General features: G+C 68.5%; 18 protein-coding genes and 2 pseudogenes. 10 read left to right on the top strand and 10 right to left on the bottom strand.

Features of this window, described 5'->3' with window-relative positions:
• The first annotated feature begins 136 nt into the window (after positions 1-136).
• The 4 genes from HFGMBDPB_RS23995 to HFGMBDPB_RS23980 all read left to right on the top strand — a co-directional run bounded on the left by HFGMBDPB_RS23995 (position 137) and on the right by HFGMBDPB_RS23980 (position 6,653).
• Positions 137-1,294 (top strand): FAD-dependent monooxygenase, encoded by a 1,158-nt coding sequence (locus HFGMBDPB_RS23995; RefSeq protein WP_016449030.1) that lies wholly within the window; start codon positions 137-139, stop codon positions 1,292-1,294.
• Positions 1,295-1,402: 108 nt separating this feature from the next.
• Complete coding sequence (locus HFGMBDPB_RS23990) at positions 1,403-1,960, top strand: (2Fe-2S)-binding protein (RefSeq protein ID WP_016454170.1); 558 nt, start codon at positions 1,403-1,405, stop codon at positions 1,958-1,960.
• Positions 1,957-4,983, top strand: coding sequence for a cytochrome c (locus tag HFGMBDPB_RS23985; protein WP_212646445.1), 3,027 nt, complete (start codon positions 1,957-1,959; stop codon positions 4,981-4,983). Before HFGMBDPB_RS23990 ends, HFGMBDPB_RS23985 begins: the two co-directional genes overlap by 4 nt.
• Before the next feature lie 353 nt (positions 4,984-5,336).
• Positions 5,337-6,653, top strand: a complete 1,317-nt coding sequence (locus tag HFGMBDPB_RS23980) for an MFS transporter (RefSeq protein WP_016454172.1) — start codon at positions 5,337-5,339, stop codon at positions 6,651-6,653.
• A 90-nt stretch (positions 6,654-6,743) separates the two neighbouring features.
• On the opposite strand, the gene HFGMBDPB_RS23975 is transcribed toward HFGMBDPB_RS23980, so the two are convergent.
• Positions 6,744-7,187 (bottom strand): MarR family winged helix-turn-helix transcriptional regulator, encoded by a 444-nt coding sequence (locus tag HFGMBDPB_RS23975; protein WP_016449026.1) that lies wholly within the window; start codon positions 7,185-7,187, stop codon positions 6,744-6,746.
• A gap of 299 nt (positions 7,188-7,486) precedes the next feature.
• On the opposite strand from HFGMBDPB_RS23975, the gene HFGMBDPB_RS23970 reads away from it, so the two are divergent.
• From HFGMBDPB_RS23970 to HFGMBDPB_RS23960, 3 genes are read left to right on the top strand one after another with little or no spacing between them, the layout of a single operon-like run.
• Positions 7,487-9,706 (top strand): formate dehydrogenase subunit gamma, encoded by a 2,220-nt coding sequence (locus tag HFGMBDPB_RS23970; protein WP_212646444.1) that lies wholly within the window; start codon positions 7,487-7,489, stop codon positions 9,704-9,706.
• Between the two features lie 12 nt (positions 9,707-9,718).
• Positions 9,719-12,655, top strand: coding sequence for a formate dehydrogenase subunit alpha (fdhF, locus tag HFGMBDPB_RS23965; RefSeq protein WP_212646443.1), 2,937 nt, complete (start codon positions 9,719-9,721; stop codon positions 12,653-12,655).
• Positions 12,655-12,897 (top strand): formate dehydrogenase subunit delta, encoded by a 243-nt coding sequence (locus tag HFGMBDPB_RS23960; RefSeq protein ID WP_212646442.1) that lies wholly within the window; start codon positions 12,655-12,657, stop codon positions 12,895-12,897. Before fdhF ends, HFGMBDPB_RS23960 begins: the two co-directional genes overlap by 1 nt.
• Here the strand turns inward: HFGMBDPB_RS23960 and HFGMBDPB_RS23955 are convergent.
• Positions 12,894-13,778 (bottom strand): LysR family transcriptional regulator, encoded by an 885-nt coding sequence (locus tag HFGMBDPB_RS23955; protein WP_071954523.1) that lies wholly within the window; start codon positions 13,776-13,778, stop codon positions 12,894-12,896. The two genes, HFGMBDPB_RS23960 and HFGMBDPB_RS23955, sit on opposite strands and share 4 nt — an antisense overlap.
• 72 nt (positions 13,779-13,850) lie before the next feature.
• Here HFGMBDPB_RS23955 and HFGMBDPB_RS23950 point away from each other — a divergent pair, with 72 nt between their 5' ends.
• Positions 13,851-14,807: a DMT family transporter gene (locus tag HFGMBDPB_RS23950; protein ID WP_202758654.1), complete on the top strand. Its 957-nt coding sequence runs from the start codon at positions 13,851-13,853 to the stop codon at positions 14,805-14,807.
• 16 nt (positions 14,808-14,823) lie between these two features.
• Here the strand turns inward: HFGMBDPB_RS23950 and HFGMBDPB_RS23945 are convergent.
• From HFGMBDPB_RS23945 to HFGMBDPB_RS23925, 5 genes and pseudogenes are all read right to left on the bottom strand, one after another.
• Positions 14,824-15,654 (bottom strand): annotated as a pseudogene (locus tag HFGMBDPB_RS23945) (Bug family tripartite tricarboxylate transporter substrate binding protein); the annotation flags it as partial.
• A 278-nt stretch (positions 15,655-15,932) separates the two neighbouring features.
• Positions 15,933-16,848, bottom strand: a pseudogene (locus HFGMBDPB_RS23940) (dioxygenase family protein).
• Positions 16,849-16,895: 47 nt separating this feature from the next.
• Positions 16,896-17,888 carry a Bug family tripartite tricarboxylate transporter substrate binding protein gene (locus HFGMBDPB_RS23935; RefSeq protein WP_046984479.1) on the bottom strand — a complete coding sequence of 331 codons (993 nt, stop codon included), beginning with the start codon at positions 17,886-17,888 and terminating at the stop codon, positions 16,896-16,898.
• Positions 17,889-17,930: 42 nt separating this feature from the next.
• Positions 17,931-18,209, bottom strand: a complete 279-nt coding sequence (catC, locus tag HFGMBDPB_RS23930) for a muconolactone Delta-isomerase (RefSeq protein ID WP_012203794.1) — start codon at positions 18,207-18,209, stop codon at positions 17,931-17,933.
• Positions 18,210-18,237: 28 nt separating this feature from the next.
• Entirely contained in the window at positions 18,238-19,425 is a 1,188-nt protein-coding gene (locus tag HFGMBDPB_RS23925) for a muconate cycloisomerase family protein (protein WP_043790607.1), read from the bottom strand.
• Positions 19,426-19,707: 282 nt separating this feature from the next.
• Here HFGMBDPB_RS23925 and HFGMBDPB_RS23920 point away from each other — a divergent pair, with 282 nt between their 5' ends.
• On the top strand, positions 19,708-19,968 hold the full coding sequence (locus HFGMBDPB_RS23920; RefSeq protein ID WP_212646441.1) for a hypothetical protein: 261 nt from the start codon (positions 19,708-19,710) through the stop codon (positions 19,966-19,968).
• 107 nt (positions 19,969-20,075) lie between these two features.
• Entirely contained in the window at positions 20,076-21,218 is a 1,143-nt protein-coding gene (locus tag HFGMBDPB_RS23915; protein WP_212646440.1) for a hypothetical protein, read from the top strand.
• A gap of 167 nt (positions 21,219-21,385) precedes the next feature.
• Here the strand turns inward: HFGMBDPB_RS23915 and HFGMBDPB_RS23910 are convergent, their stop codons facing one another.
• The 3 genes from HFGMBDPB_RS23910 to HFGMBDPB_RS23900 all read right to left on the bottom strand — a co-directional run bounded on the left by HFGMBDPB_RS23910 (position 21,386) and on the right by HFGMBDPB_RS23900 (position 25,492).
• On the bottom strand, positions 21,386-23,767 hold the full coding sequence (locus tag HFGMBDPB_RS23910; protein WP_212646439.1) for a TonB-dependent siderophore receptor: 2,382 nt from the start codon (positions 23,765-23,767) through the stop codon (positions 21,386-21,388).
• A gap of 88 nt (positions 23,768-23,855) precedes the next feature.
• A complete protein-coding gene (locus tag HFGMBDPB_RS23905) occupies positions 23,856-24,932 on the bottom strand; it encodes a FecR family protein (RefSeq protein WP_212646438.1) in 1,077 nt (358 codons plus the stop codon).
• Positions 24,929-25,492, bottom strand: a complete 564-nt coding sequence (locus tag HFGMBDPB_RS23900) for an RNA polymerase sigma factor (RefSeq protein ID WP_034366104.1) — start codon at positions 25,490-25,492, stop codon at positions 24,929-24,931. Before HFGMBDPB_RS23900 ends, HFGMBDPB_RS23905 begins: the two co-directional genes overlap by 4 nt.
• Positions 25,493-25,614: the final 122 nt, after the last annotated feature.

Below are 25,614 nucleotides of genomic sequence, written 5' to 3'. Positions count from 1 at the left end.
ATTTGAAAAATTCAAGCGCATACACCTGAATTAAGTGTTTTGTTGCCTGGCACGCTTCCTGCTCTACACCCTGCAAGGACGCGCCGAAGCAACGGTTGCCCCGTCTGGCTTTCAACATTCCTGCAAGGAGAAAACTGTGTCTCAATCCCCTCGAATCGCCGTTGTCGGCGCCGGTCTCGGCGGGGCTGCAGCTGCCAAGCTGCTGCTCCAGGAAGGCTTCAATGTCCGCGTCTATGAGCAGGCGCCCAGCTTCTCGCGCCTGGGAGCCGGCATCCACGTCGGGCCCAATGTGATGAAGATCCTGCGCCGCATCGGCATCGAGGACGCGCTCAACGAGCAGGGCTCGCATCCCGACTACTGGTACAGCCGCCACTGGCAGACGGGCGACGTGCTGGCCCAGATCCCGCTGGGCGACTACGCCGTCAAGGAATACGGCGCCAGCTACCTGACCGTGCACCGTGGCGACTTCCATGCGCTGCTGGTCGAGGCCCTGCCCGACAGCGTGATGGCCTACGGCAAGTTCCTGACCAAGGTGGAGGACCGCGGCAACGTGGTGGTCATGCACTTTGCCGACGGCACGACCGAGGAGGCCGACATCGTCATCGGCGCCGATGGCGTGAACTCCCGCATCCGCGAGGAACTCCTGGGCCCGGAGCTGCCCAAGTACGCGGGCTACCTGGCCCACCGCGCCGTGTTCCCCACGCCCGAAGTCAAGGCCGGCATGCTGCCCTTTGACGCCTGCGTGAAGTGGTGGAGCGATGACCGCCACATGATGACCTACTTCGTCACCGGCAAGGCCGACGAGCTGTACTACGTGACCGGCGTGCCCGTCGAGAAGTGGGACCTCAACGACCGCTGGCTGCCCAGCAGCAAGGAAGAGATGCGCGAGGCCTTCTCGGGCTGGCATCCCACCGTGCAGGCACTGATCGACGCCACCGTGGAAGTGACCAAGTGGTCGCTGCTCGAGCGCGATCCGCTGCCGCTGTGGAGCCGTGGCCGCCTGGTGCTGCTGGGCGATGCCTGCCACCCCATGAAGCCCCACATGGCCCAGGGCGCCGCCATGGCCATCGAGGACGGCGCCATGCTGGCGCGCTGCCTCAAGGAAGTCGGCGCGCACAACCATGAGCTGGCCTTCGCCCTGTACGAAGCCAACCGTGCCGAGCGCGCCAGCAAGGTGCAGCGCATCTCGCACGACAACACCTGGCTGCGCACCAACGAAGATCCGTCCTGGTGCTTTGGCTACGACGTGTTCAACGTGCCCCTGGTCGAGCCCAAGGTCAAGGCAGCGGCCTGATACTCGCTGCCTTGCCGGACGAGGGGAGGGGAGGGAATCCCCCCACTCCTGTCCGGCCGCAGAACGCCGACATCCTGAACCGCAGCCAAGTTGCAAGAGCCTCGTCCCATGGGAACCCCAGTCCATCCAAGCAGTACCCCCAGCCCCATCCGCCTGCAGGTCAATGCACGCGCATGCGAGGTACCGGCAGCGCCCGGGACGGCGCTGCTGCATGTGCTGCGCAATGACCTGGAGCTGAACGGGCCCAAGTACGGCTGCGGCCTGGGCGAATGCGGCGCCTGCACGGTGCTGATCGATGGCGTGGCCGCGCGTTCCTGCGTGATCCCCGTGCGGGCGGCCGTGGGCCGCGAGGTCACCACGCTGGAAGGCCTGGGCTCGCGCCAGTGCCCCGGCCCCACGCAGCAGGCCTTCATCGACTGCCAGGCGGCCCAGTGCGGCTACTGCCTCAACGGCATGATCATGACGGTGGAGGCCCTGCTGCGCCGCAACCCCAATCCCACCGAGCAGGAGCTGCGCAACGAGCTGCACCACAACCTGTGCCGCTGCGGCACGCATGTGGAAATCATGCAGGCCGCCCTGCGCGCCGTGCAGCTGCGTGCGCAACGCGCCGCGCTGCAGGCACCCCCCGGTTTTCCATCTTCCAGCGCGGGCGAGGTCCAGCCATGAGCCCGGCCGGCCACACACCCGCCCTGCCTTCCGACCTGCTGCACGGCCTGGCACTGCGCCCGCCCGTCGCGGCCTGGGACGGTCTGCGCTACCGGGGCAGCGTGCCCCTGCATGCACGGCTGCAGGACGCCCAGGCCATGGCTGGCGTGGTGGCCGCGGTGCAGCGCGGGCATTTTCTGGGCGTGGTGGCCGTGGCGCCTGTCCATGCCCGGCAGGCCGCTGCCAGCCTGGCCCCTGCCTGGGACGACCGGCAGGAAGCCAGGGCCGCCAGCGCGCCCCGTGCTGCCGACAGAGCCGACAGAGCCGACAAGGCTGGCAAGGCCGACCTGCCCGATGCCGGCCGCTATGTCTGGCGCATGGCGGCGCCCGTGTCTTGCGAGGGTGCCGCACGCGCAGCCGTGTGGTGCCTGGACGGCCATGCCAGCGTCTGGCTGCCGCCCTGCGACGCCGGCGTGCGGCAGATGATCGGCCGCGAACTGGCCGCATTGCTGCAATGCCCCGAGTCCGCGCTGCGGCTGTTCAGCCTGCCGGCCACGGCGGCCGGCACCCCGCATGTGCTGGATCTCATGGACGCAGCGGCCGATGCGGCCCTGCTGTCCCAGGCCGTGGGCCGGCCTGTCAGCGTGGCCTGCGAGGCCTGGACTGCTGCGGGCAGCGCAGACAGCCGGGAGCTGGTGCTGCGCGTGGATGCGCAGCCTTCGCAAGGGCTTGAGGCCGACACGGTGGTGCAGCCTCAGCCGGGCAATGCATCGCCGCAGCCAGACCTGCTGCTGTCCGACACGCCCTGGGCCGTGCGCCCCAGCATGGCGCGCCTGTTGAGCCAGCCCGAGCTGGCGCGCGCCGCGGCCCTGGCCACCGTGCTCGATGCCGGCGAAGTGCAAGAGCGCAGGCTGGCCGCCAGCCTGCGGCATGCCGGCGTCGATGATCTGAATGCCGCCCAGGTCTTTGCCCGCGAAAGCCACTGGCATGAGCAGGCGCTGGACCAGGGCCGTGACCCGCTGCAATGGCGGCTGCAGCACCTGCCCGAAGGCCCGGTGCGCGATCTGGCCCGGCAGGTGGCCGAGCGTGCGCAGGCATCGCAGCAGGCACCATCCCACCAGGGTGCCGACGGCCGCCTGCTGGGCCGGGGCTTTGCCACCGCCCAGCTGCAGACCCTGGATGCGCAGGGCACCGACCTCCATGCCTGGAGCGCCTGGGTGGCCGAGGTGGCCGTGCACCCGCAAACGGGCGAGATCGAAGTGACCCGCGTCGTGGCCGGCCATGACAGCCGCAGCCTGCAGGCGGCGCAGGCCGCCAGCACGCGGCCCGAGATCGTCCAGCAGGACCCGCAACTGCTGGCCGATGCGCGCCGGCTGCTGGGCACGGCGCCCGCTTTTGACGACTGGGCAGGGGCCACAGCCTCCGCTGCTTCTTTCGATGTGATCGCCAAGCCCGGCTCCGACCTGGCGCAGCATGCGCCTGGCGATGTCGCGGTCATCCGCCAGGGCGATCTGGCGCTGGATGGCGTGGCCACGCTGCCCGCCGCCGCCGCCATTGCCAACGCCATTCACCATGCGACAGGCGTGCGCCTGCGCGAAGTGCCTTTCCAGCCCGAGCAGCTGCGCCTGGCCCTGGCGGGCGAGGGTGCCGGCAGGCCCGGTGCGGCGCGGACCGGCCGTGGCTGGGGCTGGCTGGCCGCAGGCGCCGCAGGCCTTGCCGGCATGGCGGCCATGGCCTGGCCACTGAAGCCGGCCCTGCCGCTGACCGACGGGCCCGATGTGTCCCTGTACTCGCCGCAGGCCCTGGAGCGCGGCCGCCTGGTGGCGGCTGCGGGCGACTGCGTGGTCTGCCACACGGCCCCGGGCGGCGCGGCCAATGCCGGCGGCTTCGGGCTGGAGACGCCGTTCGGCACGATCTACTCCACCAACATCACACCCGACAACGAAACCGGCATCGGCCGCTGGTCCTACGCGGCCTTCGAGCGCGCCATGCGCCACGGCATCCACCAGGATGGCAGGCAGCTGTACCCGGCCTTCCCGTACACGGCTTTCGCCAAGCTCAGCGATGGCGACCTGCAGGCCCTCTACGGCTACCTGATGTCCCAGCCCGCCGTGAAGGCCAAGGCGCCCGAGACGCAGCTGGCCTTCCCCTACAACCTGCGCCCGGCCATGGCGGGCTGGAACCTGCTGTTCCACGACGCCACGCCCTTCAAGGCCGACCCTGCGCGCAGCGCCGAATGGAACCGGGGCGCCTACCTGGTCGAAGGCGCGGGCCACTGCGCGGCCTGCCACTCGCCGCGCAATGCGCTGGGTGCCGAAAAGACCGGCATCCACTACCTGGGCGGCGGCGAGGCCGAAGGCTGGACGGCGCCCGCGCTCAATCAACTGGCCGGGGGCAAGCTGCCCTGGAGCCGCGAGGAGCTGTACCAGTACCTGCGCACCGGCTTCTCGGCCCGCCACGGCGTGGCGGCCGGCCCCATGGCGCCCGTCATCCACGGCCTGGCCCAGTTGCCCGAAGCCGATGTGCGCGCCATGGCCACCTATCTGATGGAGTTGCCGGGCCAGGCCCCACAGGCACCACAGGCCGCCCAGGCCGCCCAGGCCGCCCAGGCCGCCCAGGCCGCCCCGGCCATGCCGGCACCGGCGCCGGCCGCCGTGCAGGCGGCGGCGCCTGCGGCGCCACCTGCCATGGCCCTGGACCGCCACGCCAATGGCGAGCGCATCTACCAGAACGCCTGCGCGGTCTGCCATGAGGCGGGCAGCGGTCCCACATTGTTCGGCGTCAAGCCGCAGCTGGCCCTGAACACCAACCTGCACGCGGCCAGCCCCGACAACCTGGTCCAGGTGATCCTGAACGGCATACAGGCGCCGGCCGACGATGCGCTGGGCTACATGCCCGGCTTCGGGGACAGCCTGGACGACAGGCAGATCGCGGACCTGCTCGGATATTTGCGCGAACGATTTGCACCGGAGGAAAAAGCTTGGCCAGACGACACGAAGACGATTAACCGGCTGCGCATGCAGGCACAGGCGCATGCGCACTGAGGGCGGCAATGGGCAGCAATGGGCGGCGGCATGGGCGATGCCGCGGATATGGACACCTTGCCCTGGAATCTCTCCAGGGCCTGGGTCCTGACATCTGATGCTGGGGACGGGTGATGGGCAACAACGGACGGCGCTGTCGATGTGCAGCCTGTCCGCAATGCGCCCATCGCCCGGATGCAGAGACCGACATCCTGAATTTTTTCATCGGGCCATGGAGATGGCGCCGAGGGAGCGGTTCGCTCCGGATGTGTGAAGGGTGGAAGGCACGGCAGGAGACGGCAACACAAGCTGAACGGCCTTGCCTGGGAAAAGACAGATTCAACAATTGCGATGGCTAGAAAAGGAGTCCCTGCATGTCATCTACATACATTTCGGTGGAAAAAGGCATCCAGACAGCGGGTGTCGGCAAGTTCCAATATCGGCTGTTCGTCATCTTCGGGCTGGTCTGGCTGGCCGACGCCATGCAGGTGCTGTCCATCGGCTTCAGCGCGCCGTCCATTGCCAAGACCTTCGGCAAGACCGTGCCCGAGGCGCTGCAGACCGGCACCTTCTTCTTCATCGGCATGCTGATCGGTGCCTTCGTCTTCGGCCGCCTGGCCGACCGCATCGGGCGCCGCCCGGTGCTGATGATGGCCGTGGTGATCGATGCCTTCGCGGGCGTGGCCTCGGCCTTTGCGCCCGAGTTCGCCTGGCTGCTGGTGCTGCGCTTCATCACCGGCATCGGCGTGGGCGGCACGCTGCCCGTGGACTACACCATGATGGCCGAGTTCCTGCCCAGCGACCGCCGCGGCCGCTGGCTGGTGCTGCTGGAATCGTTCTGGGCCGTGGGCACCATCTTCCTGGCCATCCTGGCGCTGGTGGCCGTGTCCTGGGGTGACGATGCCTGGCGCGTGATCTTCTTCGTGACCGGACTGCCGGCGCTGATCGGCGTGGTGCTGCGCTTCTACATCCCCGAGTCGCCCATGTTCCTCAACCGCAACGGCAAGTCCGAAGAGGCCCGCAAGGTGCTGCAGCGGGTGGCCAAGGTCAACGGCACCACGGCGGAAATCCCCGCGCTGCAGCCTGAAAAGCAGGAGCGCAAGTCCATCCTCGCGCTGTTCAACGGCGGCCTGCGCCGCCGCAGCCTCTCGCTGTTCCTGGCCTGGGCGCTGATCTCCATCGCCTACTACGGTGTCTTCGTCTACCTGCCCGTCAAGCTCAGCAGCGAGGGCTTCGCCTTCATGCGCGGCCAGGTCTTCCTGGTGGTGCTGGCCCTGGTGCAACTGCCCGGCTTTGCGCTGTCGGCCTATGGCGTGGAGCGCTGGGGCCGCAAGCCCACGCTGATCGGCTTTTTGCTGCTCAGCGCCGTCGGCTGCATGTTCTACAGCCTGGGCTCGTCGCCCTTCGTGGTCATCGGCTCCACCCTGCTGATGAGCTTCTCGCTGCTGGGCACCTGGGGCGCGCTGTATGCGTTCACCCCCGAGGTCTACCCCACCGACCTGCGTGCCAGCGGCATGGGCATGGCCGGCGCCGTGGCGCGCTTCGGCGGCCTGTTCGCCCCGGCCATCATTGCGCCTATCATGGCCACCCACTTCACACTGGCCCTGGCCGTGCTGTCCGCCATGCTGGTGGGCGGCGCCCTGTCGATCTGGGCCGTGGATGTGGAATCGCGCAACCGGGCGCTGGATTGATGACGGCCTGAGCTGACTGAAAGGTCGGCTCAGCAAAAAGGCCAGAAGGATTTGTCCTTCTGGCCTTTTTTTTGGGGAGGCTGCAAGGGCTCAGTCGGCCTCGCCACCTTCCAGCATCTTCTTGAGCAAAAAATCCAGCGCCAGGCGCTCGGCCGGATTGAGCTTGCCGTAGGTGCTTTCGGTGATCTGCTTGGCGAAGGGCTCCATGTCGCGCACCAGGTCCTGGCCGGCCTCGGTGAGGTTGATGACGACCTTGCGGCGGTCGATGCGGTCATGGTCCACCTGCACCAGTTCGCGCTGCTTGAGCCGGTCCACCACGCCGCGGATGGTGGCCTGGTCGATCACGGTGGCTTTGACGATGTCGGCCAGCGAGCTGCCGCTGTTGTCGCGCACGGAGCACAGCACCACGAATTGCGCGGCGGTGAGCTGCGAGTCGGGAATGTATTGCTGGAAGAGTGCAGTGTGGCGCTGATAGACACGCCGCAGCAGGTGGCCGATCTGGTCTGAAAAATGATAGCCATCCTGTGGCGTCATGGCTGATGGCTGGTGGTTCATGGTGCGCGTGAGCTTATCAAAATTCACACCAAATACCGTGTGATTTGCGACAAGCCGGGCGCATTTGCCAAGTGGCGCAAACCCGCGCTGGCTGCGGCATCCGCAAGGCCCGGGCAGCAGGCGCAGCACTGCCCGGCGGCTCATTTGCCGATTGAATGGCGCAATCATCCGTTTGAATTTGACGGCTTGCCCGGCAAGGCTTGAAATGGGCATCAGAGACAAAGCGCCAGCGGACCGGACCGCGCCGCTCCCCACAACGAAAGCCAGCAGGGACACCCATGCCAGCCACACAAGGGAAGATCATTCCCATTGCCGTCCTCAATGCCGCTGTTGCCGGCAGCGCACTCGGCGCCCATGAGCGCGAGGCCGTCGAGCACGCCATTGCCGTCCACGCCCGGCGCCCCGGCCCCCTGATCGAGTTGCTGCACGACGTGCAGGACATGCTGGGCCATATCCCCGAAGCCGCCGTGCCGCGCATTGCCGATGCGCTGAACCTCTCGCGTGCCGAGGTGCATGGCGTCATCTCCTACTACCCCCATTTCCGCAGCACGCCAGCGGGCCGCCATGTCCTGCAGGTCTGCCGCGCCGAGGCCTGCCAGTCGCGCGGTGCCGACGCGCTGCTGGCCCACGCAGGCCAGGCGCTGGGCTGCGGATCGAGTGGGCATGGGCATGCAACCAGTGCCGATGGCGCCGTCACGCTGGAGCCTGTCTACTGCCTGGGCCTGTGCGCGTCATCGCCTGCCGTGATGCTCGATGGCCAGCCCCATGCGCATGTCACGGCCAACGGCCTGGATGCACTCATCGCGCAATGCCGCCAGCCGGAGCAGACTGGCGAGCCGGTGGCCCAGCCTGCGCATGCAGGGACAGGGACAGGGACAGGGGCAGGGGCAGGGGCAGGGGCAGGGGCAGGGGCAGGCCCCGGGGTGCGCGTCTATGTGCCCCGCGATGCCGCTGCGCTGGCCGTGGGCGCTGACGCCGTGGCCGGTGCCCTGCAGCGCGAGTGCGCGGCGCGCGGCCTTCAGGTGCAGATCGTGCGCAACGGCTCGCGCGGCCTGCTGTGGCTGGAAACCCTGGTGGAAGTCGAGACGCCCGAAGGCCGCGTGGCCTACGGCCCGGTCACGGCCGATGCGGTGCCGGGCCTGATCGATGCCGGAATGCTGCAGGGCGGCAGCCATGCGCTGTGCCATGGACTGACCGAGGCCATTGCCTACCTGGCGCGCCAGGAGCGCCTGACCTTTGCGCGCGTGGGCGTCATCGACCCGCTGGACCTGTCCGACTACGCATCCCATGGCGGCTGGCAGGGGCTGGAGCGCGCGGCGCGCATGGAGCCCGCGGCCATCGTGCAGGAGGTGCTGGATTCGGGCCTGCGCGGCCGTGGCGGTGCGGCGTTTCCGGCCGGCATCAAGTGGAAGACCGTGGCCGCCGCAGCGAGGCCGCAAAAGTACATTGCCTGCAACGCCGACGAGGGCGACTCGGGCACCTTTGCCGACCGGCTGCTGATGGAAGGCGATCCCTACACGCTGATCGAAGGCATGGCCATTGCTGGCCTGGCCGTGGGCGCCACGCAGGGCCTGGTCTATGTGCGCAGCGAGTATCCGCATGCCATCGCCACCCTGCGCGAAGCCATTGCGCGCGCCGAGGCCGCAGGCTGGCTGGGCCGCGACGTGGCCGGCAGCGGGCGGGCCTTCCACATGGAGGTGCGCAAGGGCGCGGGCAGCTATGTCTGCGGCGAGGAAACGGCCATGCTGGAGAGCATTGAGGGCCGGCGCGGCATCGTGCGCGCCAAGCCGCCGCTGCCGGCCATAGCGGGGCTGTGGGGCCGGCCCACGGTGATCAACAACGTGATCACGCTGGCCACGGTGCCGCTGATCCTGGCGCGCGGTGCGGCCTTCTACCAGGGCTTCGGCATGGGCCGCTCGCGCGGCACGCTGCCGTTCCAGCTGGCCGGCAACATTGCGCGCGGCGGCCTGGTGGAAAAGGCCTTCGGCCTGAGCCTGCGCGAGCTGGTGGAAGACTTCGGCGGCGGCACGGCCACCGGCCGCACCGTCAAGGCCGTGCAGGTGGGCGGCCCGCTGGGCAGCTATGTGGCGCCGGCCGACTGGGATGCGCCGCTGGACTACGAGGCCTATGCCGCCAAAGGCAACGTGGTGGGGCACGGCGGCATCGTCGTGCATGACGACACGGCCGACATGGCGCAGCTGGCGCGCTACGCCATGGAGTTCTGCGCCATCGAGTCCTGCGGCAAGTGCACGCCCTGCCGCATCGGCTCCACGCGCGGCGTGGAGGTCATCGACCGCATCGTGCGCGCCGGCAGCAACCCTGCCGCCCACGCCGGCCACGCCGGCCAGGTGGCCCTGCTGGAAAGCCTGTGCGACACCATGCAGCACGGCTCCATGTGCGCCATGGGCGGGATGACGCCGTATCCCGTGCGCTCGGCGCTGAACCACTACCCCCAGGACTTCGGCATCGAGTCCACCACGGCCGCAGCGGCTGCCTGAACGGAGAACACCATGCTCGACCATTTGAAGCAAGCCGACTGGGGCACGCCCGCCAGCCCGTCCGAACGCCTGATCACCCTGGAGATTGACGGACGCGAGGTCTGCGTTCCCGAGGGCACCTCGCTGATGCGCGCGGCCATGGAAGGCGGCGTCAGCGTGCCCAAGCTGTGCGCCACCGACAGCCTGGAGCCCTTCGGCTCCTGCCGCCTGTGCCTGGTGCAGATCGAGGGGCGCAAGGGCTTTCCGGCCTCGTGCACCACGCCGGCCGAGCCGGGCATGAAGGTGCGCACGCAAAGCCCGCAACTGCAGGAGCTGCGCCGCGGCGTGATGGAGCTGTACATCTCCGACCATCCGCTGGACTGCCTGACCTGCAGCGCCAACGGCGACTGCGAACTGCAGGACATGGCCGGCACCGTGGGCCTGCGCGAGGTGCGCTACGGCTTCGACGGCGCCAACCATTTCAAGGGCCAGGCGCGCGCCGAGGTCGATGACTCCAACCCGTACTTCAGCTACGACCCCAGCAAGTGCATCGTCTGCAACCGCTGCGTGCGCGCCTGCGAGGAGACGCAGGGCACCTTTGCGCTGACCATCTCGGGCCGGGGGTTCGAGTCGCGCGTCACGGCGGGGCAGGGCGGCAGCTTCATGGACAGCGACTGCGTCAGCTGCGGCGCCTGCGTGCAGGCCTGCCCCACGGCCACGCTGCAGGAAAAGACCGTGACCGAGCTGGGCCAGGCCGGGCACAGCGCCATCACCACCTGCGCCTACTGCGGCGTGGGCTGCGGCTTCAAGGCCGAGATGAAGGGCGAGCAGGTCGTGCGCATGGTGCCCTGGAAGGACGGCCAGGCCAACGAGGGCCATGCCTGCGTCAAGGGCCGCTTTGCCTGGGGCTATGCCACGCACAAGGACCGCATCACCCGGCCCATGGTCCGCGCGAAGATCACCGACCCCTGGCGCGAAGTGAGCTGGGAAGAGGCCATTGCCCACACGGCCAGCGAGTTCCGCCGCATCCAGGCAAAGCATGGCAAGGATTCCATTGGCGGCATCACCTCCTCGCGCTGCACCAACGAAGAGGCCTACCTGGTGCAAAAGCTGGTGCGCACGGCCTTCGGCAACAACAACGTCGATACCTGCGCGCGCGTGTGCCACTCGCCCACGGGCTATGGCCTGGGCCAGACCTATGGCACCTCGGCCGGCACGCAGACCTTCAAGTCCATCGAGCACACGGACGTGGTCATGGTCATCGGCGCCAATCCCACGGCCGCGCACCCGGTGTTCGGCTCGCGCATGAAAAAGCGCTTGCGCGGCGACGGCCGGCGTGTGGGCGCCAAGCTCATCGTCATCGACCCGCGCGAGATCGAGCTCGTCAAGTCGCCCCACATCCGCGCCGACTACCACCTGCAGCTGCGGCCCGGCACCAACGTGGCCATGATCACCTCGCTGGCCCATGTCATCGTCACCGAAGGCTGGCTGGCCGAGGACTACATCGCCGAGCGCTGCGATGCCAAGTCCTTCGCGCAGTGGAAGGAATTCGTGGCCCGGCCCGAGAACTCGCCCGAGGCCATGGCCGAGGTCACCGGGGTCGCTCCCGAACTCGTGCGCGGCGCCGCGCGCCTGTATGCGTTGGGCGCCGAGGACCACCCAGCGGGCCGCCCCGTCAACGCGGCCATCTACTACGGCCTGGGCGTGACCGAGCATGCGCAGGGCTCGACCATGGTCATGGGCATTGCCAACCTGGCCATGGCCACGGGCAACGTGGGCCGCGAAGGCGTGGGCGTGAACCCGCTGCGCGGCCAGAACAACGTGCAGGGCTCCTGCGACATGGGCTCCTTCCCGCATGAGCTGCCCGGCTACCGCCACATCTCGGACAGCACGGTGCGCGCCGAGTTCGAGGGGGCCTGGGGCGTGGCGCTCAGCCCCGAGCCCGGCCTGCGCATTCCCAACATGTTCGAGGCGGCCCTGGCCTGCAGCTTCATGGGCCTGTACTGCGAGGGCGAGGACATCGTGCAGTCCGACCCCAACACCCAGCATGTGACGGCCGCGCTCTCGGCCATGGAATGCGTGGTGGTGCAGGACATCTTCCTCAACGAAACCGCCAAGTACGCCCATGTCTTCCTGCCAGGCGCCTCTTTCCTCGAAAAGGACGGCACCTTCACCAATGCCGAGCGCCGCATCTCGCGCGTGCGCAAGGTCATGGCGCCGCTGGCCGGCTATGCCGATTGGGAAGTCACCCAGCTGCTGGCCAATGCGCTGGGCTACGCCATGCACTACACGCACCCGAGCGAGATCATGGCCGAGATCGCCGCGCTCACGCCCAGCTTCGCGGGCGTGAACTACGACAAGATCGACCGGCTGGGCAGCGTGCAATGGCCCTGCAATGACAGCACCGAAGAGGCCGGCACTTCCATCATGCACAGGGACCGCTTCGTGCGCGGCAAGGGCCGCTTCATCATCACCCAGTACGTGGCCACCGACGAGAAGGTCACCCAGCGCTTCCCGCTGCTGCTGACCACGGGCCGCATCCTCTCGCAATACAACGTGGGCGCCCAGACCCGGCGCACGCACAACAGCCACTGGCACAGCGAGGACCGGCTGGAAATCCATCCGCATGACGCCGAGGACCGCGGCATACGCGACGGCGACTGGGTCGGCATCGCCAGCCGCGCGGGCGAGACCGTGCTGCGCGCCACCGTCACCGAGCGCATACAGCCCGGCGTGGTGTACACCACCTTCCACTTCCCCGAATCGGGCGCCAACGTCATCACCACCGACAGCTCCGACTGGGCCACCAACTGCCCCGAATACAAGGTCACGGCCGTGCAGGTGCTGCCCGTCCCCCAGCACGCCCAGCCGTCCGACTGGCAGCGCGGCTTTGCGCGCATGCACGAAGAGCAGATCGGCCTGTTGCAAGCCGCGCAGGCAGGCAGCATGGCCGTGGCAGGGGGCAAGTGATGGACAGCGCCAACCTGGTCCGCATGGCCAACCGCATCGGCGAGTTCTTCGAGGCCATGCCCGAGCGCGACGAGGCCCTGCAGGGCATTGCCGAACACATCCGCAAATTCTGGGAGCCCCGCATGCGCGCCGAACTGACCCGCGTGCTGGCCAGCCCCGACGAGGCCCAGGCGCTCAAGCCCATCGTGCGCGAGGCGCTGGTGCTGCATCCGCTGACCTTGCCGTCGGCGGCGCAGGCTTAGCCAAACTGCTTCTTCTTCGCCATCTCCCGCGCCAGTTCCACAAAGCCGGCAGCGGCCGGCGACAGGCGCTCCATGCTGCGCACGGCCAGGCCGGTGACGCGGCGCTGGCGGGGCGCGAGGCTGCGGTAGACCATGCCTTCAGGCGCCTGCTCGGGCACGGCCAGGCGTGCGGCAATCGCAATGGCATGACCCTGGGCCACGAAGCCCTGCATGGAGGACATCTGCTCGAAGTGGTAGATGGCCGCAGGCTGGGCGCCGGCCTCGGCCAGGAAGCGGTCGATGTGCGCGCCCGACCCGGCCGAGGTGCGTACAAAGGCCTCGCCCTGCAGGTCGGCGGCGCGGATGCTGCGCTGGGCCGCCAGCCGGTGCGATGCGGGCAGCAGCGCCACCAGTTCGTCTTCCACCAGGGGCACGGTCTCGAAGCGCTCGTCGGGCAGCACGACGAAGCCGATCTCCACGCGCCGCTCCAGCAGCCACTTGACCACGGTGTCGTCATTTTGCTCGTCGATCTGCACCAGCACGGCGGGCTGGCGGCGCCGGTACTCGGTGATCAGCGGGGGCAGCAGCCGCAGCGAAGAGGTGGCGCCGAACGAGGCCACGCGCAGCGTGCCGCGCGCCATGCCGCGCTCGGCATCGGCCTCCTGCCGCAAGGCCTCCTTTTGCTGGAGGATGTCGTTGGCGCGCTGCAGCAGCCGCGTGCCTGCGTCGGTCAGTGGGGAGTGGGGGCCTTCGCGCCGCACCAGCTGCACCTGCAGCTCGCCTTCCAGCGCGCGCAGGGCATGGCTGACGGCGCTCTGGGTAATGCCCAGCAGCGCGGCTGCGCGCGAGAAACTGCCGGCGCGGGCCAGCGCCGCGAACACTTCGAGCTGGGTGAAGGTCATGGGATCACGGTGTCCAGGTCATGAGCATTCGCTCATTTGTCTATGAATCAATATGAGCACATAGTACGCGCCATGAATTTTCAACGCTTCTTCGGTCCCCACCTGCGGCTTGTCGGCATGGCCCTGCTGTGGGGCGCTTCCTGGCCTGCGGGCCGCGTGGTGGCACAGAACATGCCGCCGCTGGCAGCCGCCAGCCTGCGCTTCCTGCTGGCCGCCGCCGTGCTGCTGCCCTGGCTGTACTGGGCCGGCGGCATGGCCGGTCTCAGGCACTGGAGCGCCAGGCGCTGGCTGGGCATGGCGGCCGCTGGCGCCACGGGCGTGTTCGGCTATGCGGCCTTTTTCCTCATGGGGCTGCAGCATGTGCCGGCCGGCAAGGCGGCCCTGGTGATCACGCTCAACCCCGTGCTCACGCTGGCGCTGGCGGTCTGGCTGTTCGGCGAGCGGCTCAACCGCACCATTGCCCTGGGCATGGCCCTGGCGGCCTGCGGCGCCGTGGTGGTGATCTCGCATGGCCAGCCGCTGGCGCTGCTGCAGGGATCGGTGGGCGCCGGAGAGCTGCTGATCCTGGGCTGCGTGGTGTGCTGGGTGACCTACACCCTGATCGGCCGCTGGCTGCTCACAGGCGTCGATGCGCTATCGGCCACGGCCGTGACCTCGACCATGGGCGCGGCCATGCTGCTGGTGGCCAGCCTGGTGGTGGAAGGGCCGGCCGGCCTGCAGGCTGCCGTGCTTGGCAACGGCACCGCCTGGGGTGCGCTGGCCTTCCTGGCCTTCGGCGCCACGGCGCTCGCCTATGCCTGGTACTTCGACGGCGTCAAGGCGCTGGGCGCGGGCGCGGCCTCGGGCTACATCACCCTGGTGCCCGTGATCGGCGTGGCGCTGTCGGCGCTGTGGCTGGGCGAGAGCATCGATGCCAGCATCGTGCTGGGCGGCGGCATGGCCGTGGCCGGCACGGCGCTGATGAACTGGGGGCGCAGGCCTGCGGCTGCGGTGCACGTGGTTGCCAAGCGCACCGCAGTCCAGAGCTGAACGGACTCCGTCCGGTTCAATCCAGCGAGGCGCCCGAGGTGCGCACGCGCTCGCCCTGCACCTGGTAGTCGCGCGCCAGGAAGTCGCGGTATTCGGCGGGGCTGGAGGCCACGGCCACGTAGGAGAACGCGTCCACCTGGGTCTTGCGGAATTCGGGCTCCAGCAGCACGCGGCGCACATCGGCGGCGATCTTCTCCACCAGGGGCGCCGGCGTTCCAGCCGGTGCCAGCAGGCCGATGTTGAAGACAGCCTGGATGTCGCGCACGCCGGCTTCCTTGAAGGTGGGCACATCCGGCAGGGCGATGCTGCGTGTCTCCGAGGACACGGCCAGGGCCTTGAGCTTGCCGGACTTGATGTGCTGCTCGATCACCGACACGCCCAGCACCGCTGCGTCGATCTGGCCGGCGATGACTTCGGGGATCAGCGGTGCGGCGCCCTTGTAGGGCACGTGCACCATCTCCAGCCCTTCCTGCTTGGCGAACATGGCCAGCGGCAGGTGCACGATGCCGCCCGCGCCCGATGAGCCATAGGTCAGCGGTTTGGTCTTGCCTGCCTGGCGTGCCTGAGCGATGAACTCCTGCAGCGTGCCGGCCTTGGAGCTCTGGGGCACGAAGAAGACCATGGGCACGCTGATCAGGCGGGAGATGGGGGCGAAGTCCTTTTGCGGGTTGTAGGGCAGCTTTCTGTACAGGTGCGGGTTCATGGTCAGCGACGCTTCGGTCGCGGCGAACAGCGTGTAGCCGTCGGGTGCGCTCTTGGCCACGTACTCGGCCCCGATGATCTCGTTGGCGCCTGTGCGGTTGAGGATGACCACGGGTTGCGACCAGACCTTGTTCAGGCGCGTGGCCAGCGCGCGTGCCAGGTTGTCCACGGGGCCGCCGGCCGCGTAGGGCACGACGATGTTCACCGGCTTGGAAGGAAAGGCTGCCGGAGCCTGGGCGTGGCCCAGGGCGGGCACGAGGGCCACGGTGGCGGTCAGCAGGGTTGCGGCGATGCGATGCAGGCTGGACATGGTGTGGGAAGCGGATGCGGTGAAGCAGGCCGCACTCCAAGGGGCGGCCTGCTGTGGAACGGACGAAGCGAAAAAAAATGGCAGGCCGGAAGGCCCCGGAAGGTGGCGGAGCCTCAGGCGCGCACACGCTCCATGCGTGGTCAGCGGCAAGGACTCGCCTTCGCTGACTGCGGGCTGCAGCACGAAGTCGAAGCGCGTGCGGACGAAAGGCGCGTTCACGCCCAGCGTCTCGTAGCCGGCCGGCGCCACGCCGCGCTCCAGCTCGACGATCAGGCCGTCGCGCGTGGCGAAGGCGAAGTCGTCGTCCAGGTAGGTATCGCCGGGCAGGTTGACCTGGGTGGTCAGCGTGCGCATGCCGGGTGCAACCACGAGGAAGTGGATGTGGGCGGGACGATGGCCGTGGCGTCCCAGCGCGTCGAACAGTTCCGAGGTGGGGCTGTCCGGCGGTATGGAGTAGCCGGGCGGCACATAGCTGCGAAAGCGGTAGCGGCCCTGGTCGTCGGCTTCTATGCGGCGGCGCAGCTCGTAGGGCTTCATGCCCGGGAAGAAGTGCGAGTAGCCGCCCTGGACATTGGCATGCCAGACATCGATGAGCGCATGCGGCAGAGGCTGGCCGTCAAGATCCAGCACCCGTCCTTCCATCACGAAGACCTCGCCCTGGGGTTCGCCCTCGTCCAGGCGCGCTTCCGCTTGCGACAGCGGTGCACCGGCCACGAACAGCGGGCCTTCGATGGCGCGCGGCGTGCCGCCCGCACGGCCGGCACGCGCATCGGCCTCGTCGCTGCGGATGTCCAGCAGCCGGTCGAAGCCCAGGCCTGCCGTGATCAGTCCCAGCTGGCCGCTGCTCCCCAGTCGGCCCAGCCAGTCCACTGCGGCCCAGAACTCGTCGGGCGTGACATCCATCTCGTCGATGGTGTGGAACAGATCGCTGACGATGCGCTGGGTCAGCGCCCGCACGCGGTCGCTGCCAGGGGCGATCTGCTTGCTGTTGACCAGATTCAGCAGCTGGTCCTGGGACAGTTCGGACATGTTTGTCTCCTCGTGGTTTTATGGGATGTCCTGGAAAAGAGAAGCGCTCAGTCCATGCTGATGTTGCGCTCCGTGATCACCTTGGTCCAGCGCACGGACTCGGCCTGCAGGTGCCTGGCCGCTTCCTCGGGCGTGGAGCCCACGACTTCGGCGCCGATGGCCTTGAAGCGTTCGAGCACGTCGGGCTGCTTCATCTCGGCCACGAAGACCTGGTTGAGCTTCTTGACGATGGCTGGCGGCGTGCTGGCGGGCATGAAGACGGCGAACCAGGGCGAGACCTCGTAGCCCTTGATGCCGGCCTCTTCCATGGTGGGCACGTCGGGCATGCTGGACGAACGCTTGGCCGTGGTCACGGCCAGGGCGCGCAGCTTGCCCGACTGGATGTGCGGGCGCGCCGAGGTGATGGAGTCGAACATGTAGTTGACCTGTCCGCCCAGCAGGTCGGAGACGGCCGGGCCCGATCCCTTGTAGGGGATGTGCAGGATGTCCACGCCGGCCAGCGAGTTGAACACTTCGCCTGCCAGGTGGATGGAGGTGCCGTTGCCGGCCGAGGCATAGGTCAGCTTGCCGGGCGAGGCCTTGGCGGCGGCCACCACGTCGGCCACGCTCTTGACGTTGGGCTGGGTGGAGTTGGTGACCAGGATGTTGGGCACCACGGCCAGCACGCCCACGGGGGCGAAGTCCTTGATCGGGTCGTAGCTGAGCTTGCGGTACAGCGGCTTGTTGGTGGCCATGCCGATGGAGGTGATCATCAGCGTGTAGCCGTCGCCGGGCTGCTTGGCCACGAAGTCGGCGCCGATGTTGCCGCCGGCGCCGGGACGGTTCTCGATCACGAAGGGCTGGCCCAGCGTGCGGCCGGCCTTCTCGCCCAGGGTGCGCGCGATGGCGTCCATGGCGCCGCCCGGCGGGAAGGGCACGATCCAGCGGATGGGCTTGCTGGGCCAGTTGGCCTCGGGGGCCTGCGCATGGGCGGCGGGCATCACGGCGGACAGGCACAGGCCTGCGGCTGCGGCGGTCAGAAAACGGCGTTTCACATTCACTTCAGTTGTCTCCGAACAATTTGGTCTTGGTTTGGGCTGTGCTCAGGCGATGGCCGAGGGATGGCGGGCCAGCGGCGTGACCTGGATGTCCATGTAGGGGAACAGCGGCAGGCCCTGCAGCAGCTCGTGCAGCTCGTCGTTGGAGGCCACGTCGAACACGCTGTAGTTGGCGTACTCGCCCACCACGCGCCAGATGTGGGGCCAGCGTCCGTCGTGCTGCAGCTGCTGGGAATAGGCCTTCTCGCGGGCCTTGATCTCGGCTGCCACGTCGGCGGGCAGGTCGTGGGGGATCTTCACGTCCATGCGGACCAGGTAAAGCATGTTTGTCTCCAGGAGGAATGAAAGGAATTCAGGTCGCAGCCCCGGTCCGGGCCTGCCCCATGTCGAAGTGCTGCGGCTGGCTGCCGGCCAGCGCGCGGTCGAAGCGCGCCAACTGCTGCAGGTCGATCTCCAAGCCCAGGCCGGGCCCGTCGGGCAGTTGCAGCTCGAAGTCGCGGATGGCCATGCGCTCGGTGACGATGTCGTCCACCAGCAGCTGGGGGCCGAACAGCTCGCAGTTGTAGTGCTGCCCGCCCAGCGTGGCAAAGACATGGGCCGAGGCGGCCGAGCCGATCGAGGTCTCCAGCATGGTGCCGCCGTACCAGCCGATATCGGCCGCCTGGGCAATGGCCGCCACCTTGCGCGTGCGCAGCAGGCCGCCGTGCTTGGCCACCTTGAGCGAGAACACATGGCTGGCCTGCTCGCGCGCCAGGCGCATGGCGTCGTAGGGCGTGCACACGCTCTCGTCGGCCATGACCAGGGCGCCGTGCAGCGTGGCGGTCAGCTCGCGCAGCGCGGGCACGTTCCAGCCGGCCACGGGCTGCTCGATCAGGGTCACGCCGGCATCGATCAATTGCGGCAGAAAGCGCCGCGCCGTGGCGCCGTCCCAGGCCTGGTTGACGTCCACGGTCAGCGTGGCGCGGCCCTGCAGGCCGCGCGCGATCTCGCTCACATGGGCCACGTCGGCCTCGGGCGTGCGCGCGCCGATCTTCATCTTGAAGATGCGGTGGCGCTTTTGCTCCAGGCGCAGATGGGCCTCGGCCAGGTCGCGCTCGATGTCGCCGCTGGCCAGCGTCCAGGCCAGGGGCAGGCTGTCGCGCTGCTTGCCGCCCAGCAACTGCCACACGGGCAACTGCAGGCTGCGCGCCACGGCGTCCAGCAGCGCGATTTCCACGGCGCTCTTGGCAAAGGCATTGCCCTTGCAGGCCAGGTCCATGCGCGAGAGGCAGGCCTCGAAGCGCGCGCCGTCCTGGCCGATCAGGCTGGGCGCCAGGTGGTTGGCGATGGCATGGTGGATGCTCTCGGGCGATTCCTCGTTCCACGACGGGCCGCCAATGGTGGCGGCCTCGCCAAAGCCCGTGGCCCCGTTGCGCAGCCACAGCTGCACGATCACCGGGCTTTGCCGGCTGATGGAGCCGAACGACAGCTTGTGCGGGCGGATGGTGGGAATGTCGAGGATCCGCGCCTCGATGCGCTCGATCAGAAAACGGTCTTGCATGCCACAAGCGTAGTGGCATGTATTGCACTGTTCCAGTGAATTATTTTCCAGGAATTGTTCTATGAAATCGATAAATTGAGTGCGTGCGGCAATCCGTCGTGCCGACGGTGTGCCGTCACTCTAGAGGCTGCCGGGCCGGTGGGATGTGGCAGGCTGCACTGGAGCGCTTGCGCCAGGGGAGGCAGCAGACAGCGGCAAACCCGCCTGACCCTGCAGCCAATGCAGGAGCGGATGAATTGCGGTGATGCAGTGCGCAGTCTGGCGCGATGATTCGGCGATGAAGTGCTGGCGGCCGATGTGACGGATTCCGATGGCGAGAAAAAGATCTCGGTCTATCTGAAAAGGCAATCCGGCAAGCAGATGGCCAAAAAACTGGGCGTGAGCAAGATCAATGAATTCGCGAGCACGGAAGAGGCTTCCTATTTCAAGGAGACCAGCAAGAAGACCACCTTGATGGTGTGCTCGGCCGATGAATTGCACATCGGCAATTCAGGAAAGAGCATCCGCTTCAATTCGGCAGTGGCTTGCCAGATGATCAAGTGAAGCGGCATCGGTATGCCACGCACCGGATCGTGAAGAAGAGGCCGCAACGCAGGAAACCAAGCGATGATGTGGACGGAGGGCACGTGCAATTGGCCGAGAATGCAGGAATGCAAAATACAAAGCGCTTCACATTCGGTATGCGTAGCTTGCACACCGCGTGTGCATCCCTGTATGCAGCGGCCATTGTGCCGCTGCTTTCTTGCCTGGTGGCAGCGAGTCCAGCGCAGGCCCAGGCACTGTCCGTTCAGGTTCCCCATGGCCTGGATGGCTCGGCTGCCATGCGGGAAAACATGGCGTACGGTGTAGATCTCTGGTTGATGGCTCACGATAATGCGCGCCGTGTACTGCTGCTGGATCGCTGCACCGCACTGGATCGGAAGTTTCCCCAGCAAGCTGCGCCAGCAATGGTTGCGGCAAGCACGGAAGTCCTGCGCTGGATGACAGGCGAAGCATATTCCGATCTGCCGCCGGAGCCCTATTCGGTAGCCGTGCGCGAAATGCTCCCGGTTCTGGCAAAGCACGCGTTCAGCGAAAAGGAGCTTGCATCGTGGGATACATTGCGCAATTCACCGCAGGGCCGTAGAGGGCGGGCCATACGAGAGGTCCAGTTGGCGCTGACAAAGGCGGCCGGCAGCCTGGTCGACGTGAGTTCAGGGCGCTATTGGAACTGGCCGTTGGCGCGAGCAGCGCGGCTTGCCGATGCCCATGGCCTGAGAGAGCAGGTCGATGCAGCATTCGAGGCGCTTGAGCCCGGAGCCGCCGCATGGCTGCGCGGTGTCAGTGTCGTTCCCGGGGAAACGCCGGCAGATGAAAAGTTCACGGGCCGCATCGCTGCTTCCGGCACGCTGTTGGCCCAGCATTTCATCGATGGCCTGGCACCCTTGGACAAGGAGGCGTATGAGCGCATCGAGCAAGTCAAGTTGCTGTATCGCTGGATAGATATCACGCAGGCGCTCAATCGTTTCGCCGCCAGGCCCAATCTGCCCTTCTTGCGCGGAGAGCCTATTCCCGAAACCGTGGCTGGCTTTTGTGACAGCGTGGGCTTGCCATCGTGCCAGCCCGGCGGTGAACTGCACACGGCCATCACCGGATACCAGGTGGCTACCGGCAATGCCGCACGCAGCGATGTGCCGATGAATACCACCCGTCGCATCGTGCATGGCCTGCCTGCCTCAGGTTGCGGCCCGATGTCCGGACCAGCCTATGGTGCCAGAGGCAGGCACTCGGCGAGCTCGGTGTCCGCGCCCTAGCCTTCTGTACCAGATGTCTGCCACCATGGAAATGCCCCGGGCGATGGCCAGCCCCAGGTGGGCAGGAGGCTCTGGCGCCGCGCGCCGCCCATGTTGCCACCTCCTTGCAGCGAGGCTTGGGCTGCATGGCGGGCTGACAGGGTGGCTCGGCGCGCGGCTGGGCACCTTCAGAAACTGCTGCGCAGCGTGACCATGATGCTGCGCGGCAGGCCGTAGTAGTTGCTGCGCGTGGCCGTGCCCACGCGCTCCCAGTAGACCCGGTCGAACAGGTTGTCGATGTTCACGGCCAGCTTGACCTGGGGGGTCAGCGGGTAGGCGGCGTAGACGGACCAGACGCCGTAGCCGCCCGCGCGCCAGCGCACGGTGCCCAGGGTGTCGTAGAACTCGCTGACGGCGCGCACGCCCGCGCCCAGCTCCAGCCCCTGGGCCACGGGGCCGGCCACGCGGTAGCGCGCCCACAGGTTCACGCTGTGGCGCGGCGACATGGTGCTGAAGTCGGTGCCCGTCTGCGTGACGGTGCCCTGCAGGTATTTGGAGCGCATGTAGGCGTAACTGGCCGCCACGTCCCAGCGCGGCGACAGCGAGCCGACCACCTCGGCCTCGAAGCCTTCGGAGCGCACCTTGCCTGCGGGGATGACGAAGGCGGCGTCGGCGGGATCGGCCAGCGCGCGGTTGCTGTCCTGCATGCGGTAGACGGCGGCGGTGGCATTCAGGCGTCCGTCCAGCAGGCTGCCCTTGATGCCGGCTTCCACCTGCCGGCCCTCCCGCGGGGCGATCTGGCCGCCACCGGCCAGGCGCCCGCTTTGCGGCTGGAAGATGCGCGACTGGCTGGCGTAGAGCGTCCAGCTGTCGTTCAGATCGAAGAGCACGGCGGCGAAGGGCGTGAACTGGCCATCGACCTCGTAGCCCGAGCGCGTGTTCTGCAGCCGGTCCGAGGTTTCTGTCTTCCACCAGCTCTTGCGCGCGCCCGCCACCAGGGTGAGGGCCTGCGTGGGCTTGATGCGCAACTGGCCGTAGACGCCGCGCAGGCTGGTGCGCGTAGTGTCGTCGGCAAAGGGCTTGAAGCTGGGCTCGGGGATGGAGGAGGGGTCGTAGTGGAACAGGTCGGCCGGCGTGTTCATGGCGCCGCGCAGCATGCGCAGGTGCATGTTGGAGCTGCGGTAGTCCGCGCCCGCGATGAAATGGTGCGTCTGCCCGGCCCATTGCCAGGGCGTGCTGTAGTAGATGTCGGCCGTGGTGTCGGCGTAGTCGCGGTCCACGGTCTGGGCCTGGGTGAAGCGGCTGATGCCGGTGTCAGAGACGGCCGAGTAGCCGTTGATGTACTTGTCGCGCTGCTGGCGCAGCACACGGCGCGCGGCCAGCTTGAACAGGCCGCCGCCGTCGAGCCGCGTCTCCGACTCGATGAAGCCGGCCAGCGATTCGGGCGCGGCGCGGCCCCAGTCGGCGGCAATGGCCACGTCGCGCGGAATGGGGGCCAGCCTGCCGTCGGCGTGGGCGGGCAGGCCGGTGTCGTAGTTGCCCCGGCCGCGCTGCCAGGTGGCGCCCACCGAGACCGTGCTTTGGGAAGTGATGTCCAGCTCCACCGTGCCGTACAGCGCCTGCTTGTGGCCGTCCATGGCCATCACGGGGCTGCCGAAGTTCTCGTGCAGCGCCACCACCCGGCCACGCAGGCGGCCATCTTCGGACAGCGCTCCGGTGACATCCACCTCGGCCCGCTTGCGCCCCCGCGAACCCAGGCCGATGGAGCCCTGGCCCTGGTAGTCCGGCAGGGCGCGCTTGCGCACCAGGTTGAGCATGACGCTGGGCTCGCCCGCGCCCGAGAACAGCCCGGCCGGCCCGCGCAGGGCCTCGACCCGGTCGAACAGGGCCAGGTCCAGCGTTTCCTGGGTGGCCGGATTGCCGCTGACGGTGAGACTGTCCAGCTGGTAGGTGGAGGACTGGTAGCCGCGCGAGAGGATGTCGCTGCGCCCGCCCGTGCTGCTTTGCCGGCGCACGACGATGCCGGGCACCACCTTGGCGGCTTCGGTGAGCTCCACGAAGTTCTGGTCATCGAGCCGTGCGCGCGAGATCACGGATACGGACTGCGGCGTCTCCCGGGCCGTCAGCTCGATCTTGGTGGCCGCGCTGGCATAGGGCGCCCGGTAGCTGCCCGTGCCTTCCGTGCGGCCGTCGCGCAGGGCCGTGGCCGTCACCCGCACTTCGTCCAGCGCGGTCTGCGGGCGCGCCGGGGCGGGGCGCAGCAGCCAGCCGCCCCGGGGCTGGGCAGAGGCTTGCAGGCCGCTGCCGGCCAGCAGGCGCTGCAGTGCCTCGGCCGGCTCCAGGCGGCCCTGGACGGCGGGCGCGGTCTTGCCTGCGAGCAGGGCGCTGTCGGCCGCGATGCTGGTGCCGGTGGCGCGCGCCAGGGCCTTGATGGCGTCGGCCAGCGGCTGGGCCGGCAGGTCGATGTCGGCAGGGGCGGCCAGGGCTGGCGTGCAGGCCAGGGCCGCCGCGCAGGCGAGCAGGGACAGGCAGGCGCGTGCCGGGCGGGAGGAAAGAGGGCGGGCGGGCATGGCGGGAACGTTCTCCTGGGTATCGGTTGTGCTCGCCTGTATGACGGGGCAGCCCGCCGGATCCCTGATGTGCGTTGGCCGCTTTTTTTCAGTTTTTCCGGATTTTTTCCGGCGCCGTGCTGCGCGGGGCCAGCCAGGTGGCGCCGTCGCGCTCCTGCACGCGCACGGCGGCGATGCGCGGCAGCGCGTCCAGGAAGCTCTCCACATCGGCGCGCTGCACGGCGGCCGTGATGCGCGGCCCGCCCGTGCCGTCGGCGACGGCCGCACGCACGGGCTGGCGGCGCCAGCGCGACAGCGTGGCCGCGATCTCGCCCAGCCCGGCGCTGTCGAAGACGATGAGGCCGCGTTCGATGGACGAGAAGCTGTCGCGCGCATCGCGTTGCACGCGGCGGGGGAGGGGGCTGGCGTGGGCGCCATCGGCTCCGGGTGCGGCACCGGGGGCGGCACCGGCGCTTTCGTCCGGCAGTTCCCCCACTTCGCCAGCCTGCAGCAGCAAGGACGGTTCTCCGTCACCACCTTTCACCGCCAAACGCACCGTTCCATGCTCCACGCCCACCCGCACCAGTCCCGGCAGGCGGTTGACGGTGAAGCGCGTGCCCAGCACGGTGATGCGGGCCTGGCCGGCGGCGATGGTGAAGGGGCGGTCTGCATCCCTGGCCACGTCGAACAGGGCCTCTCCCTGCTCCAGCACCACGGCGCGCTGGCGGCGCGTGTAGCGCGTGGCGATGCGACTGGCCGGTCCCAGGGTCAGCACGCTGGCGTCGGGCAGGTTCAGCACGATGCGTTCGCCAATCGCACTGTCGCGGGCCAGGGCGAACACGGTGGTGTCCTGCCATTCAAGCCAGCCGCGCCATGCCAGCAGGCCCGCCGTGCCCAGGCCGGCAACGCCCAGCACGCCGCGGGTGATGATCGCGCGGCGCGTGTTGCTGCGTGTGTTGCGGCGCTGGCGTGCGGCGGTGTCCACCGCCGTGGCCAGGGCCTCGGTGCGGGGCGTGGAGTCGAAGTCCTGCCACAGCGCCTCGAAGGCGGCGTATTCGGCGGCGTGGCGCGGGTCGGCGTCCATCCAGCGGCGCCAGGCAGCGGCATCGGCGGCGCCCGGCCGCGCTCCCGCATCCCGGTGCATGCGTATGAACCAGCGCGCGGCTTCCTCGCGCGGCGTGCTCATGGCGCGAGCAGCTCGCGTGCGGCGCGCAGGTCCAGCAGGGCGCGCATCAGGTGGCGCTCCACCATGTTCAGGCTGATGCCCAGCATGGCGGCAATCTGGGGCTGGGAGTGGCCTTCCACCTTGCACAGCCAGAACACCTCGCGGCAGCGCGCAGGCAATCCCTGGATGACACGCTGCACGGCGCCCAGGCGCTGCTGCAGGTCGGCCAGCATCTCGGCCGAAGGCGCCGTGAAGGCTTCCTGCAAGGCGATTTCGTCCGCGCGTGCCACCGGGTGCTGCGCGGCGCCGGCCTCGCCTGCCAGCTCGGGCAGGGGCACGAAGCGGCGCTCATGCGCCATCAGGTCGGCCAGCACGGTGCGCGCCACCACGCGCAGGTAGGCATGCGGCTGGGCGATGCCTTCGTGCCGGCCGCTGAGGGCGTAGCGCACGAAGGCGTCATGCAGCACATCCTGCGCGCGGTGGATGCAGCGCGTGCTGCGCCAGATGGCGGGCAGCAGGCTGCCATAGGCCCAGTGCAGGTCCAGGCCCAGCCAGGCGGCAGGAGTCGGATGGCGTGTCATACAAGCAAGCGGGGAGGAAAGGCAGGCGGGCAGGGCGGGACGAAGTGCTGGCATTCTAAATGAGACTTTTTCTCATTTGTTGCCACCCGTTTGCCACTTGTTCACCACCCGTTTGCCGGCCG

Source organism: Delftia sp. PE138 (assembly GCF_018320755.1).
GTDB lineage: Bacteria > Pseudomonadota > Gammaproteobacteria > Burkholderiales > Burkholderiaceae_C > Comamonas > Comamonas tsuruhatensis.
This window is presented reverse-complemented; position numbering and strand designations above follow the sequence as displayed.

What these genes read in the sequence shown, in the direction of transcription:
- HFGMBDPB_RS23990 (WP_016454170.1), top strand. Translation starts at nt 1,403, where the DNA reads ATGGGAACCCCAGTCCATCCAAGCAGTACCCCCAGCCCCATCCGCCTG.
- HFGMBDPB_RS23985 (WP_212646445.1), top strand. Translation starts at nt 1,957, where the DNA reads ATGAGCCCGGCCGGCCACACACCCGCCCTGCCTTCCGACCTGCTGCAC.
- HFGMBDPB_RS23980 (WP_016454172.1), top strand. Translation starts at nt 5,337, where the DNA reads ATGTCATCTACATACATTTCGGTGGAAAAAGGCATCCAGACAGCGGGT.
- HFGMBDPB_RS23975 (WP_016449026.1), bottom strand. Translation starts at nt 7,187, where the DNA reads ATGACGCCACAGGATGGCTATCATTTTTCAGACCAGATCGGCCACCTG.
- HFGMBDPB_RS23970 (WP_212646444.1), top strand. Translation starts at nt 7,487, where the DNA reads ATGCCAGCCACACAAGGGAAGATCATTCCCATTGCCGTCCTCAATGCC.
- fdhF (WP_212646443.1), top strand. Translation starts at nt 9,719, where the DNA reads ATGCTCGACCATTTGAAGCAAGCCGACTGGGGCACGCCCGCCAGCCCG.
- HFGMBDPB_RS23960 (WP_212646442.1), top strand. Translation starts at nt 12,655, where the DNA reads ATGGACAGCGCCAACCTGGTCCGCATGGCCAACCGCATCGGCGAGTTC.
- HFGMBDPB_RS23955 (WP_071954523.1), bottom strand. Translation starts at nt 13,778, where the DNA reads ATGACCTTCACCCAGCTCGAAGTGTTCGCGGCGCTGGCCCGCGCCGGC.
- HFGMBDPB_RS23950 (WP_202758654.1), top strand. Translation starts at nt 13,851, where the DNA reads ATGAATTTTCAACGCTTCTTCGGTCCCCACCTGCGGCTTGTCGGCATG.
- catC (WP_012203794.1), bottom strand. Translation starts at nt 18,209, where the DNA reads ATGCTTTACCTGGTCCGCATGGACGTGAAGATCCCCCACGACCTGCCC.
- HFGMBDPB_RS23925 (WP_043790607.1), bottom strand. Translation starts at nt 19,425, where the DNA reads ATGCAAGACCGTTTTCTGATCGAGCGCATCGAGGCGCGGATCCTCGAC.
- HFGMBDPB_RS23915 (WP_212646440.1), top strand. Translation starts at nt 20,076, where the DNA reads ATGCAAAATACAAAGCGCTTCACATTCGGTATGCGTAGCTTGCACACC.
- HFGMBDPB_RS23910 (WP_212646439.1), bottom strand. Translation starts at nt 23,767, where the DNA reads ATGCCCGCCCGCCCTCTTTCCTCCCGCCCGGCACGCGCCTGCCTGTCC.
- HFGMBDPB_RS23905 (WP_212646438.1), bottom strand. Translation starts at nt 24,932, where the DNA reads ATGAGCACGCCGCGCGAGGAAGCCGCGCGCTGGTTCATACGCATGCAC.
- HFGMBDPB_RS23900 (WP_034366104.1), bottom strand. Translation starts at nt 25,492, where the DNA reads ATGACACGCCATCCGACTCCTGCCGCCTGGCTGGGCCTGGACCTGCAC.